The 13,172-nt window shown below is 61.3% G+C and carries 15 protein-coding genes; 3 read left to right on the forward strand and 12 right to left on the reverse strand.

Features of this window, described 5'->3' with window-relative positions:
- From AC097R_RS00005 to AC097R_RS00045, 9 genes are all read right to left on the reverse strand, one after another.
- Positions 1-117: GTP-binding protein (locus AC097R_RS00005; protein ID WP_479598074.1), on the reverse strand; the 117-nt coding region annotated here is incomplete at its 3' end.
- 113 nt (positions 118-230) lie between these two features.
- Positions 231-2,333 (reverse strand): elongation factor G, encoded by a 2,103-nt coding sequence (fusA, locus tag AC097R_RS00010; RefSeq protein WP_479595478.1) that lies wholly within the window; start codon positions 2,331-2,333, stop codon positions 231-233.
- Between the two features lie 146 nt (positions 2,334-2,479).
- The gene (gene rpsG / locus AC097R_RS00015; protein ID WP_310342548.1) at positions 2,480-2,953 is read right to left on the reverse strand and encodes a 30S ribosomal protein S7; all 474 of its coding nucleotides are present in this window, start codon (positions 2,951-2,953) and stop codon (positions 2,480-2,482) included.
- A 177-nt stretch (positions 2,954-3,130) separates the two neighbouring features.
- On the reverse strand, positions 3,131-3,508 hold the full coding sequence (rpsL, locus tag AC097R_RS00020; protein ID WP_011466063.1) for a 30S ribosomal protein S12: 378 nt from the start codon (positions 3,506-3,508) through the stop codon (positions 3,131-3,133).
- A gap of 115 nt (positions 3,509-3,623) precedes the next feature.
- Complete coding sequence (locus AC097R_RS00025; RefSeq protein ID WP_479595479.1) at positions 3,624-4,808, reverse strand: D-alanyl-D-alanine carboxypeptidase family protein; 1,185 nt, start codon at positions 4,806-4,808, stop codon at positions 3,624-3,626.
- 43 nt (positions 4,809-4,851) lie between these two features.
- Positions 4,852-5,481: an alpha/beta hydrolase gene (locus AC097R_RS00030; RefSeq protein WP_479595480.1), complete on the reverse strand. Its 630-nt coding sequence runs from the start codon at positions 5,479-5,481 to the stop codon at positions 4,852-4,854.
- Between the two features lie 69 nt (positions 5,482-5,550).
- A complete protein-coding gene (locus AC097R_RS00035) occupies positions 5,551-5,901 on the reverse strand; it encodes a (2Fe-2S) ferredoxin domain-containing protein (protein WP_479595481.1) in 351 nt (116 codons plus the stop codon).
- Between the two features lie 9 nt (positions 5,902-5,910).
- Complete coding sequence (locus tag AC097R_RS00040) at positions 5,911-7,005, reverse strand: VanZ family protein (RefSeq protein WP_479595482.1); 1,095 nt, start codon at positions 7,003-7,005, stop codon at positions 5,911-5,913.
- A gap of 12 nt (positions 7,006-7,017) precedes the next feature.
- Positions 7,018-7,446, reverse strand: coding sequence for a CopD family protein (locus AC097R_RS00045; protein WP_479595483.1), 429 nt, complete (start codon positions 7,444-7,446; stop codon positions 7,018-7,020).
- Positions 7,447-7,697: 251 nt separating this feature from the next.
- Between AC097R_RS00045 and hemB the strand changes: the two genes are divergently transcribed.
- The 3 genes from hemB to AC097R_RS00060 all read left to right on the forward strand — a co-directional run bounded on the left by hemB (position 7,698) and on the right by AC097R_RS00060 (position 10,648).
- The gene (gene hemB / locus AC097R_RS00050) at positions 7,698-8,711 is read left to right on the forward strand and encodes a porphobilinogen synthase (protein ID WP_479595484.1); all 1,014 of its coding nucleotides are present in this window, start codon (positions 7,698-7,700) and stop codon (positions 8,709-8,711) included.
- 5 nt (positions 8,712-8,716) lie between these two features.
- Positions 8,717-9,838, forward strand: coding sequence for a magnesium transporter CorA family protein (locus AC097R_RS00055; protein ID WP_479595485.1), 1,122 nt, complete (start codon positions 8,717-8,719; stop codon positions 9,836-9,838).
- Between the two features lie 66 nt (positions 9,839-9,904).
- Positions 9,905-10,648 carry a substrate-binding periplasmic protein gene (locus AC097R_RS00060; RefSeq protein ID WP_479595486.1) on the forward strand — a complete coding sequence of 248 codons (744 nt, stop codon included), beginning with the start codon at positions 9,905-9,907 and terminating at the stop codon, positions 10,646-10,648.
- A gap of 37 nt (positions 10,649-10,685) precedes the next feature.
- Here AC097R_RS00060 and AC097R_RS00065 read toward each other — a convergent pair whose 3' ends face one another.
- The 3 genes from AC097R_RS00065 to AC097R_RS00075 are packed head-to-tail and all read right to left on the reverse strand — an operon-like array spanning position 10,686 to position 13,133.
- On the reverse strand, positions 10,686-11,360 hold the full coding sequence (locus AC097R_RS00065; RefSeq protein ID WP_479595487.1) for a dienelactone hydrolase family protein: 675 nt from the start codon (positions 11,358-11,360) through the stop codon (positions 10,686-10,688).
- 11 nt (positions 11,361-11,371) lie between these two features.
- Positions 11,372-12,355 carry a Bug family tripartite tricarboxylate transporter substrate binding protein gene (locus tag AC097R_RS00070; RefSeq protein WP_479595488.1) on the reverse strand — a complete coding sequence of 328 codons (984 nt, stop codon included), beginning with the start codon at positions 12,353-12,355 and terminating at the stop codon, positions 11,372-11,374.
- Positions 12,356-12,386: 31 nt separating this feature from the next.
- Positions 12,387-13,133: an MgtC/SapB family protein gene (locus AC097R_RS00075; protein ID WP_479595489.1), complete on the reverse strand. Its 747-nt coding sequence runs from the start codon at positions 13,131-13,133 to the stop codon at positions 12,387-12,389.
- Positions 13,134-13,172 lie beyond the last annotated feature (39 nt).

A 13,172-nucleotide genomic window follows, 5' to 3' on the forward strand; every position in this document is an offset into this window, starting at 1 on the left:
TTTGGCTGCCAGCACGGTGGTGATGGCTGCCGTCAAGGTGGTCTTGCCGTGGTCCACGTGGCCAATGGTGCCTACGTTGACGTGTGGCTTGGTTCGTGTGAATTTTTCTTTACCCATTTTTCAATTCTCCAAAAGAGCTAATCCCGTGTATTGGTTTTATGTCTGCACGGTGTTGCTGGTTCGCCCCGCACGGGAAACAGGGCGGCACACCGTCGCAGACAGGGAACAAATTACTTGGCGCGCGCAGCCATGATGGCTTCGGACACGTTACGTGGCGCTTCGGTGTAGTGCTTGAATTCCATGGTGTAAGACGCACGACCTTGCGACATAGAGCGCAATGTGGTCGAGTAGCCAAACATTTCGGACAAAGGAACTTCAGCCTTGATGGCTTTGCCTCCGCCAACCATGTCTTCCATACCTTGGACCATACCGCGGCGTGAGGACAAATCGCCCATCACGTTACCAGCGTAGTCTTCGGGTGTTTCCACTTCCACAGCCATCATGGGCTCCAGAATCACGGGGCCTGCTTTGCGGCAGCCTTCCTTGAAACCGAAGATGGCGGCCATCTTGAACGCCAATTCGTTGGAGTCCACGTCGTGGTATGAACCGAAGTGCAAGGTCACCTTGACGTCCACCACGGGGTAGCCCGCCAGCACGCCTTGGGTCACAGCTTCGTTGATGCCCTTTTCCACCGCAGGAATGAATTCGCGAGGAACGGTACCGCCCTTGATCGCGTCGACAAACTCAATGCCCTTACCGGCTTCATTGGGTTCAATCTTCAAGACCACGTGACCGTATTGGCCCTTACCACCGGATTGACGCACGAACTTGCCTTCGGCATCTTCGATGGTCTTGCGGATGGTTTCGCGGTAGGCAACCTGGGGCTTGCCCACGTTGGCTTCCACGCCGAATTCGCGCTTCATGCGGTCAACAATAATTTCCAAGTGCAGCTCGCCCATACCGGCGATCAGGGTCTGACCGGACTCTTCGTCGGTCTTGACGCGGAACGAAGGATCTTCTTGGGCCAAACGCTGCAAAGCGATACCCATTTTTTCCTGGTCTACCTTGGTCTTGGGTTCCACAGCCTGCGTAATCACGGGCTCAGGGAACACCATGCGCTCCAACATAATGATGGCCGACGGGTCGCACAGGGTTTCGCCCGTGGTGACGTCCTTCAGACCGATACAGGCAGCGATGTCGCCAGCGACAATTTCGCTCACCTCTTCGCGCTTGTTGGCGTGCATTTGCACGATACGGCCGATACGCTCTTTCTTGCCACGGATCGGGTTGAATACGGTGTCGCCTTTGTTCAGAACGCCGGAGTACACGCGCACGAACGTCAGCTGACCCACAAACGGATCCGTCATCAGCTTGAAGGCCAATGCCGAGAATTTTTCGGTGTCAGACGCTTGACGCACCACAGGCGCTTCATCTTCGTCCGTACCGTTCACAGGTGGGATGTCCACGGGCGATGGCATGAACTCAATCACAGCGTCCAACATACGTTGCACGCCCTTGTTCTTGAAGGCAGAACCACAGTACATGGGCTGGATTTCGCTGGCAATGGTGCGCTTGCGAATACCGAACTTGATTTCTTCTTCAGTCAAATCACCTTCTTCAAGGTATTTGTTCATCAGTTCTTCATTGGCTTCGGCAGCAGCCTCAACCATCTTCTCGCGCCACTCTTTGGCCAACTCCACCAGCTCGGCGGGGATGTCTTTGTAGTCGAACAACATGCCTTGCGAAGCTTCATCCCAGATGATGGCTTTCATTTTGATCAAGTCCACCACGCCGGTGAAGTTTTCTTCAGCGCCGATTGGGATCACCATGGGCACAGGGCTGGCCTTCAGGCGCAGTTTCATCTGGTCCACGACCTTGAAGAAGTTGGCGCCAGTACGGTCCATCTTGTTCACAAAGGCCAAACGAGGCACTTTGTACTTGTTAGCCTGACGCCATACGGTTTCAGACTGAGGCTGAACACCGCCCACGGCACAGTAAACCATGCAGGCGCCGTCCAACACACGCATGGAACGCTCAACTTCAATCGTGAAGTCCACGTGTCCAGGGGTGTCAATAATGTTGATGCGGTGCTCAGGCAGGGACTTGTCCATACCCTTCCAGAAGCAGGTCGTAGCAGCCGATGTGATCGTGATGCCGCGCTCTTGCTCTTGCTCCATCCAGTCCATGGTCGCTGCACCATCGTGCACTTCACCAATTTTGTGGTTCACGCCGGTATAAAAAAGTACGCGCTCGGTCGTCGTAGTTTTACCGGCGTCAATGTGAGCGGAAATACCGATATTGCGGTAACGCTCAATGGGAGTATGGCGAGCCATGATGGATCCTTGGTTGATCAAATTCTGTAAACCGCCAGCTGCACAGCGCAGCGTGGCGTGCGGCCTTCAAAGTGTGGGCGGTCAAGATGACAGCGCTATTGCGCCGCCAGGACCGCCCGCGCACTTGAAAGCCGCGGGCGCCGCTCTTAGAAGCGGAAGTGGGAGAAGGCCTTGTTGGCTTCAGCCATGCGGTGAACTTCGTCACGCTTTTTCATGGCACCGCCACGGCCTTCAGTGGCTTCCAACATTTCGTTGGCCAGACGCTGAGCCATGGACTTCTCACCACGCTTGCGGGCAGCTTCCTTGATCCAGCGCATGGACAAAGCCAAACGACGGACAGGGCGCACTTCCACAGGCACTTGGTAGTTAGCACCACCCACGCGGCGGGATTTCACTTCCACCATGGGCTTGACGTTATTGATGGCCACAGTGAAAGCTTCCACTGGGTCTTTGTCAGGATGCTTCTTGGCGATCAGTTCGAGAGCACCATAAATGATGCGCTCAGCGATCGCTTTCTTGCCGCCTTCCATGATCACGTTCATGAATTTGGACAGCTCTACGTTGCCGAACTTGGGGTCCGGCAGAATTTCACGTTTAGGGACTTCGCGACGACGTGGCATTTTTTCACCTCTTTGCTTCAGTTGGTACTTTTGCAAGTACCGCGAGAGTTAATCAATAAGACTCTCACTTACTCGACCCGAACAGTGGGTCACTCCGTTCATCTACTGCGCCACGCAGCAAACAAACACCTTTTACTTTTTCGGATTCAGGGCTTTCAGCCTTGCATCCAGGCCAATTTATTTGGCCTTTGGCTTCTTCGCACCGTACTTGGAGCGAGACTGCTTGCGGTCTTTCACGCCTTGCAAGTCCAGCGAACCGCGGACGATGTGGTAACGCACACCGGGCAAATCCTTGACACGACCGCCGCGAACCAGCACGACGCTGTGTTCTTGCAGGTTGTGGCCTTCACCGCCGATGTAGGAAATGACTTCAAAACCGTTGGTCAGGCGCACTTTGGCGACTTTACGCAGAGCGGAGTTGGGCTTTTTAGGCGTTGTGGTGTACACACGGGTGCACACACCGCGACGCTGCGGAGAGTTCTGCATAGCAGGGCTCTTCGACTTGATGGTCTCGACCTCACGGCCTTGACGCACGAGCTGGTTAATGGTTGGCATTGAAAAACGTCCCTAAACGTTTGAAACTAAATGAAAACGTGAATCCCTTCGGAATTTCCGAAAAGCCTTCTAATGTATCAGATCGAGGGTTTACGCGCAATCGTGGGACGCAAACTCAGCGAATCCACAGGCGCATGGCGTCCCAGGCACGGCCAAAAATGCCCGCCTGCTCCACGGCTTCCAGCGCCAGCAATGGCACTTCCGCCACCGCCTGATCCCCCGCCAGCACCCGCAGGGTGGCGATTTGCTGGCCCTTGGCCACAGGCGCAATCAGGGGCTCCGCGCGCACCACTTCGGTTTTCAGACGTCCGGCGGTACCGGCCGGCATGGCCACCACGATGGATTGCAGGCGCCCTGCTTTGACGGCAGAGGACGCGCCTTTCCAGACCTTGGGACTGACCACCGCCTGGTTGGCATCGAACAACTTCACCGCCTCGAACGCGGTGTAACCCCAGTTCAGCAGCTTTTGGGACTCGTTGGCGCGGGAGTTTTCGCTGTCGGCACCCAACACGATGGACAACAAACGGCGGCTGCCGGTGGCGCCGGGCGATCCGGCTGGCGCACCGGCGGTGACGAGCTGGGGAAAGTCGCGCTTGGCGGTGGCCACCATGCAGTAGCCGGCGGCGTCGGTGTGGCCGGTTTTCAGGCCGTCCACCGTGGGATCTCGGAACAGCAGCAGGTTGCGGTTGCTGTCGTTCGCCGCAGGGGAGCCGGGGTAGCGGTATTTTTTGATGGCGTAAAAGCCCACGTACTCCGGGAAGTCCGCCATCAGCCGGGTCGCCAGGATGCTCAGGTCGCGGGCCGTCGTGGTGTGGCCGGCTTCTGTCAGGCCTTCGGGGTTTTTGTAGGTGGTGGACTTCATGCCCAGCACCTTGGCTTGGTCATTCATCATCTGCACAAAGCGCTCGGCCGTGCCGCCCACGCCCTCGGCCAAGGCCATGGTGGCGTCGTTGCCAGACTGCACGATCAGACCCTTGATCAGGTCTTCCACCGGCACCTGCATCTTGGGGTCGATGAACATGCGCGAACCAGGCATCTTCCAGGCCCGCTCGCTCACGGGCAGAGTTTGCTTGAAGTCGATCTTTTTGCTGCGCAAGGCGTCAAACACCAGGTAGGCCGTCATCAGTTTGGTCAGCGAGGCCGGCTCTACCGCCATATCCATGTCTTTGGAGGCCAGGATCTGGTTGGAGGTGACGTCCAGCAGCAGGTAGGCGCGGGCCGCCACTTCTGGGGGCTGGGGCGCCTGCGCTGCAACGGCCAGGCTCAAGGTGGCCAACAGGGCCGCAAAAAAGGATTTCATGGGGGAATAAGGAGAAAAGAGGGAGAAAAGAAAAGCAAGAAGCTCAAAGGGTGCGCAGGTGGCGCGCGACCAGGCTGCGTAGAAGCGGCAATTGTCCATGAAAGAAGTGACCGCCACCGGGCACTACCGTCACGGGCAGGGTTTGCGGGCGGGCCCAGGCCATGGCGTCTGCCAATGGCACGGTATCGTCTTGTTCGCCGTGCAGCACCAGGGTGCGGTCGTGCAAATCAGCGGCAAGGGGCGCCACCGTGAAGCGGCTGGCGGCGGTGCCTACCAGCACCACGGCCTCAGGCTGGCGCGGCGCCACGGCGGCCACCGCATGGCTGGTGACAAAAGCCCCAAACGAGAAGCCAGCCAGGGCCAGCTCCCCTTCGGCAGCGCTGTGGGCAACAACGGCCAGCAGGTCCTGCAGCTCGCCCCGGCCTTCGTCGTACGCGCCTTCGCTGGCACCCACACCGCGGAAATTGAAGCGCACGGCGCGCCAGCCCGACTGCACGAAGGCACGCGCGATGGTCTGCACCACCTTGTTGTCCATGGTGCCGCCAAACAGGGGGTGCGGGTGGGCGATGACGGCAGTGCCGCGCGGAGTCACGCCATCGGCGGGCAAGTCCAGCAGGGCGTCAATGGTGCCCACCGGACCTGCCACGGTGAATTTTTGGGTGGAAGCGTTCATTCGTTCACTATCAATTCCATAGCTGCTTACGCAGTATCGGCGGGGGCTAGAGATCTAAAAGTCTCTGAATCAACGACCTAGATGCGCAGGCGTGAGCAGGCGTTCCACCACCTTGCCGTTTTTCAGATGGGATTCGACGATCTCGTCGATGTCCTGGGTGTCCACAAAGCTGTACCAGACGGCTTCGGGATAGACCACGGCCACCGGGCCTGCCGCGCAACGGTCCAAGCAACCGGCCTTGTTGACCCGCACCTTGCCGGGGCCAGACAGGCCGGCGGCCTTGACCTGTTGTTTGCAGCGGTCAAACGCCTCTTGCGCCTGGTGCTGGGCACAGCAGTCTTCACCGTTGGTGCGCTGGTTCAGGCAGAAAAAGATGTGGCGCTCGTAGTACGAGGCGGGAGGAGGGGTGGTTTCGCTCATGCAGCGATTTTAGTTTTCTGCGCTGGGCCGCCCTACCAGTGACAGCAAATACAGCATGGCTCCGTAGGGCCACAGCCAGCCCAACCACTGGGCCAGCCCATGAAAACGGATGAAGCGCCCCTGTTCCCAGTCTTGCAGGGTCTGGGCAAAGTAGGGGCTCTCAGGCGCCTGGTTTAACAGGCTCAGGTACACACCGAGCGCCACCAGCGCCAACGCGGCGCTGCCGCGCCAGGGCATGAAGGCAAACCCCAGCGCCAGCAGCAGCCCGACAACCAGCCCCATTTGTGCAGGCAGGTCCAGCCAGGCCCAGGCGTGGGCGGGGCCCCAGCTCAGCGCGGCGGACAATGCACTGGCCGCCACCGCCACCACCAGCGCCAGGAACACCAACACCCAGCGCCGCGCCAGCACCCGAATAATGCAAAAACCCAGCAAACACGGAATCAGCAGGCCCAGTGCCACACACAGCATCTCGGCACTGGGCACCAGCGCACTGCGCCCGGCATCCGGCACGGGTAACCACACCAGATACGGGGAGTCGGCCAAGCCCTCGGCCAGTGCCTGCTGCAGGCGCTCCAGCACCTGCCCCAGCCCTAGCGGCACCGAGGCGGGAAACAACAGCGCCGCGGGCCACAGCGCCAGCAGCACCAGGCCGCCGCGCGCCTGCGGCACAAACCAGCGCGCCCGGATGCGGCTCCAGCGGTCTATCGCCCCGAGTTTTTCCAACAGCAAGGCCGCGGTCGCGCCCATGGCGCCGCCCAGCGTATTGAGCAAAAAATCTTCGCGGGAGGGCACGCGCACGGGCAGGTAGCTTTGCAGGCTTTCCATTAGCAGCGAGATCAGGGCCACGCCGACGATAGGTGCCAACACCGGGTGGCGGCTGCGCCCGGTGCGCAACGCCCCCAGGGTGAACAGCCCCCCTAGTGGCACATAGCCCACCACATTCATGCCAACGTCAAAGCCGGTCCAGTAGCGCGCCACGGGCGCCAGCAGAAACTCCCAGGGTGCGATGCCTTGGTCGCGCCAATCTACAAATGGGTAGAGGCTGGCATACACCACCAGTGCCGCATACAACAGGGCCAGGGGCCAGGCGGCGGACTTGTGCATACGGCGAATCCGTCAGAAGGGTTTAACCACCACCAACACGACGATCACGACCAGCATCAGCACGGGAATTTCGTTGAACCAGCGGAACCACACGTGGCTGCGCTGCAGCGTGCCAGCCTCCAGTTTGCGCAGCAGCACGCTACAGCCGTGGTGGTAGCCCAGTACCAGCAGCACCATGGCCAGCTTGGCATGCATCCAGCCATTGCCCGGGCCACGCCCGATGCCGTAGCCCAGCCAGAGCCAGGCACCTAGCGCAATGGCCGGCACGGCCAGCAGGGTGGTGAAGCGCAGCAGCTTGCGCGCCATGAGCAGCAGGCGCGCGCGCTCGGCCTCAGAGCCCGGTGGCACCAGGGCCAGATTCACAAAGATGCGGGGAAGGTAGAACAGACCAGCAAACCAGCTGGCGACAAAGACGATGTGGAAGGATTTGACCCAGAGCATGCGGTCAGTTTAGGGCAAAAAAAACCCCAGCACAGGGCTGGGGTAGTAAGCCTATTTGCTGTCACACATCAAGGCCCCGCTCAGGGAGGAAAAGCGGGGGATAGCAAGCTACCCGGAACAGAATTTACCAATGTTGCGGCCATGTGACAAGCACTTTTTTGTAAATTCCTCTTCACACAGCGGATATTGGCCCAAGCTGACCGCATGGTCAGCACAACAGCGCCCCGCGGGATTCAGGCACAATTTTCCCCATGACCTCTTATGCTCCCTTTCCCGCAGGCCGGCCACGCCGCCTGCGCCGCGACAGCTTTACCCGCAACCTGGTGCGTGAAAACGCCCTCACCGCCCACGACCTGATTTACCCCGTGTTTGTGGTGGACGGCCAAAAACAGCGCGTACCGATTGCCTCCATGCCCGGCGTGGAGCGCCTGAGCCTGGACCTGCTGCTGCCCGTGGCCGAAGAATGCGTGAAGCTGGGGATTCCGGTGATGGCGCTGTTCCCGGTGGTGGAGCAGTCGCTCAAAACCTACGACGGCGCCGAAGCCCTGAATCCCGACGGCCTGGTGCCGCGCGTCGTGCGGGCTCTGAAAAAGGAGTTTCCCGAACTGGGCGTGATGACCGATGTGGCACTGGACCCGTTCACCACCCACGGCCAGGACGGCCTGCCCGACACCCGGCCCGAGGAAAACGGCTACATCCTCAACGAAGAAACGGTGGCCCAACTGGTGCAACAGGCGCTGACGCAAGCGCGTGCCGGTGTGGACATCGTGGCACCCAGCGACATGATGGATGGTCGCATTGGCGCCATCCGCGCCGCGCTGGAAGCCGAGAAGCTGGTGCACACCCGCATCATGGCCTACAGCGCCAAGTACGCCAGCGCTTTCTACGGCCCGTTCCGCGATGCCGTGGGTTCCGCGGGCAACCTGGGCAAAGGCAACAAAAAGGTCTACCAAATGGACCCCGGCAACAGCGACGAGGCTCTGCGCGAAGTGGCCATGGACATTGCCGAGGGTGCGGACATGGTGATGGTCAAACCCGGCATGCCCTACCTGGACGTGGTGCGCCGCGTGAAGGACGAATTCAAGGTGCCGACCTTTGCGTACCAAGTGAGTGGCGAGTACGCCATGCTCAAGGCCGCCGCGCAGAACGGCTGGCTGGACCACGACGCGGTGATGCTGGAGAGCCTGCTGGCCTTCAAGCGCGCGGGTGCCGATGGCGTGCTGACCTACTTTGCCATCGATGCGGCCAAAGCCCTGAAAGCCTGATCGCCATGCGCATCTTCCATATCCAGCCCAACGGCGTGACCGAAAGCCAGGAGCTGGCCACCCTGAACACCAGTGGACTGCCTGAGCAGGGCTTTGTGTGGATCGCCTGCGCGCGCCGCGAATTTGAGGTCACCCAGGCCGAGATCCAAGCGACGCTGCAAACCCTGTGCGGCACGCAGCTGGTGGACCTGCATGTGTCGGACCTGATCAATAACCAACTGCCTTCGCACTACGATTACACCTCGCAGTACGACGTGCTGGTGTTCCGCCGCCTGGCTGCGGGCAGCCGCCCCACCGACCTGGACCAACCCGGCCAGCCCCTGCACCAGACACCTGCGCGCGGTGGCCCCCCGATCTTGCGGCGCATTGACACCAGCCCCGTGGGCTTTGCGGTGTTTGACCGCGTGCTGCTCACCGTGCACCCCGCCGACTGCAGTGTGCGCGACGCCTATGCCTCCAAACTGATGCAAGCGGCCAGCAGCGAATCGCGCGCGGCTGGTGCGCGCATTGCCACCAGCCCCGCCGACCTGATGCTGCGCATCGTCAACCAGATGGTGGACGGCTACCTGGCCCTGCGCCGCGAACTTACGCAGCAGCTGGACCACTGGCAGTCAGAGCTCCTGAGCCCGCGCACGCGGTTCAAGAACTGGTCGTCGCTGCTGGATGCGCGCATGGCACTGCACCAGTTGGACGAAACCTGCGAAGAGCAGCGCTCCAGCATTCAGGATTGGATTGAGGCCGTGAAGACCTGGCCCGAGCCCCAAACGCCAGTCGAGGCCCGCGAACGCGAGCTGCTGCAGGTGCGCAGCCGCGACGTGCTGGAGCACATCGAGCGCGTGGTGCACCATGTGCGTCGGCTGGAGCAAAGCGCCGAGACCGCCGTGCAAATGCACTTCAGCGTGCAGGGCAGCCGCACCAACGACATCATGCGCACGCTGACCGTGCTGACCGCCATCTTTCTGCCGCTGAACCTGATTGCCGGCATCTTTGGCATGAACTTTGAATTCATCCCGCTGATCCACGTGCACAACGGCTTCTGGTGGGCGATGGGCACCATGCTATTCACCGCCACGGTGCTGGCAGTATTCTTCTGGCGCAAACGCTACCTGGCACGGGCCGAACGCTAGCGCCCCGCTGCGCACGAAGGACATGTAACAAAAGTTACAATGGATCTGTCGTTGAAAGAAAAGTACATGGCCCCGCAGATGCGCTTCCTGCTCTCACTCTTGCTGCTGGTCGCGGCGTTGCAAGGGCGTTCGGAACCGCTGGCGCCGTACCAGATTGTCAGCGGCGACCTGCCGCCCTTCGTCACCGAAAAGGGCCCCGACGCGCCGGGGGCCTTGGGCATCCTGGTCCAGGAAATGGCCTCGCACCTGGGGATCCCTGGAGATATCCAGTTCTATCCCTGGACACGTGCGTTGACCTTGGTGGGCACACAGCCGCGCACCATAACAATCCCCTTGACCCGCACGCCCGAGCGGGAGGCGAACTACCGCTGGCTGGTCAAGCTGTACCGGCAAAAATTCGTATTCATAGCCATGCGAGGCGCCGAGATCCCTGTCGACTCGATGGACAAGTTGCGCGATCTGCGCATTGCCGTTCTGCGCGGCTCGCCCAATGAAGTGCAACTAACGAGCCGCAATTTCAAGAACGTTGTCCTTGCCAGCTCGGTGGTAGACATGGCGCGCATGCTGGAGCGCGGCATGGTCGATGCCATCTACGGCGGCGAGGCCATCAACATCGCGGTACTCGCAGACTACGGCATCGCCCGCGCCAAGCTGCAAACCAGCAAGTCGCTGGACTACGGAGAAATCTGGCTGGCGGGTTCGCTGGACATCCCGGAGTCCGACGCAGCGCTGTGGCAAAGCGCCATGAAACAGCTGGTGCGCGACGGCGTGGTGCGCCGCACACTGGCCCGCTACAACTTGCCGCAATAGCGGCACCGGGCAGTATCCAGGGCCCGGTACGCGGCCCCTAACCCTTCAGGTGCGCGGCAAAGAAGGCCAGTGTGCGTTCCCTTGCCAGCGCGGCCGAGGGCGCGTCAAACGCACCGCGGTGGTCGCAGTTGAACCCATGCTGGGCGTTGTATATCTGGACCTGCACGTCCAGATGCGCCGCCTGGAAAGCGCGCACGCCTTCTAGCGGAATGCCGTGGTCTTGCTCACCGAAATGGGCCAGCACCGGGCACTGCGGCTGGCGTGCCACTTCGGCCGGCGCGGTCATGCCACCGCCGTAATAGGGCACGGCGGCGTGAATGCCCGAGACCGCGCACGCAGCACGCCAGGTCAGCAAGCCGCCCCAGCAGTAGCCCACCACCCCCACCGGGCCGGCCTCGGCGGCCGCGTTCACGGCGGCCTGCACGTCCTGCAGCACGCCGGGTGGGGGCAGGCCTTCTACTGCAGCCTTCAGCTTCACGCCGGCGGCCACGTCTTCCGCCGTGTAACCCAGCTCCACCCCGGTTTGCACGCGGTGGAAGGTGGCCGGGGCGATGACCAGGTAGCCCTCGGCGGCATAGCTGTCTGCCACCGCGCGGATATGGGCGTTGATGCCAAAGATTTCCTGCAGCACCACGATGCCGCCGCGGGGCGTGCCCTCAGGGCGGGCCACATAGGCGGGGAACACAAAGCCGTCGGTCGATGTCAAGTTCATGGTGTCAGCTTTCATTGCGCGACAAAGCCGCTGTCTTTGATCAGTTTGGCCCACACCTTGGTGTAAGCCTGCTCCCGCTTGGCCAGCGTGGCCTGGTCCACAAAGCCCACCGTCAGACCCATATTCGTCAGGCGCTCCTTCACGTCGGGCTGGGCCACCACCTTGGCCAAGGCTTCGGAGAACTTGTCGATGATGGCCTTGGGCGTCCCTGCGGGGGCGAAGATGCCGTAGTAAGGCATGTCTTCAAAGCCCGCCAACCCCAGCTCAGCCAGCGTGGGCACTTCGGGCAACGTCGCCTGGCGCTGCGCGCCCAGCACGGCCACAACGCGAATCTTCCCGGCCTTGTGGTTTTCGATGAAGTCGGGCACCGAACCCGTACCGGCAGCGATCTGGTTGCCCAGCATGTCGGCCATCATGGGCGCGCTACCGCGGTAGGGAACCGCCTGCAAGTCCAAGCCGTATTTTTTGCCAATCACCCCCACCAAAAACTCGGGCGTAGAAGCCGGTGCGGGCACACCCACCGTGCCCTTGCCACCGCCCTGAGATTTGACCCAGGCCACGTACTCGTTGACCGACTTGGCTGGCGTGCCACCCGATACGGCCAGTGCATTCACAAAGGTGGCAAAACCAGCCACGGGCACGAAGTCCTTGGTCGGGTCAAAACCGGGGTTCTTCACCACCTGGGGCAGGATGGAGATCGTGTGGTCGTGCGAGAGGAACAGCGTGAGACCATCCGGCGCGGCCGCCTTCAGCGCCTGCGCGGCCAGTTGGCCCCCAGCACCGGCCTTGTTCTCCACCACCACGGGCATACCGAGCTGGTCCTTGAGCTTGTCGGCCAGCGTGCGGGCAATGGCGTCGGTGCCGCCGCCCGGAGGAAAGCCCACCAACAAATGCACGGGCCCCGTTTGCGCCTGTGCCCAGCCGCACGCCAGCAGCGCCGCCACAACTCCCACCCGACGCAGAGAACGTACCCATGGCTTCATCAACAGATCCATACAAACTCCTGAAAGTAAGAAACAAAAAAAATCAATTGCGCGCGTACGCCACATGGAAACGCTGCACACCAGGAAACTGCCCCATCTCCGACGCGAGGTCAGAAATCGGTGCCATCTTTTTCCGGCTACGCGCCACGGCCACAAAGTTCCAGGTGAAAGAGCCTGCATCCATCGAAATCACGATGGTGCCACCCGCAATGTCGTAGCCGCGGTCATGCGCCATGGCGCGCAAGGCCGCCTCTACGGGTCTATAGCCCGGGTCAAACGTGAGTCGGATGGCCACGGCCTGGCGCGAGGGCAACCAGCTCTCCAGCTTGGACACCCACACCATGCAGAACGCGCTGAGCAAGGCCAGCGACATGGCCGCCACATACAGGCCGACACCCACCAAAATGCCGATCACCGACGAGGCCCAGAGCGAGGCCGCCGTGGTCAGGCCACTGATGTTGAAGCCCTCTTTCATGATGACGCCGGCGCACAAAAAACCAATGCCGGTCAGGATGCCCTGCATCACGCGCGACAGATCACCGTTGCTAAACAGCGTGGTGCTCATGCCGCCGTACCAGAAGTGCGAGTAGCCGCCCATGACCGCCAGCGCGGCCGAGGCCATGCACACCAACCCATAGGTGCGCATACCGGCCGCGCGCCCGTGGTACGAGCGCTCGTAACCCACCATGAGCCCCAGCACCAACGCCCCCAGCAGGTGCAGCAGCACGAAGATGTTGGCCTCCACCACCGGGGTGGACCAGTAGGCAGCAAAGGTTTGGGTATTGAGCATGGGCACAAACATACCCCAAAAACTGGCGCGCTACCATGG

It is taken from the genome of Rhodoferax sp. ZS1R25 (assembly GCF_056521335.1).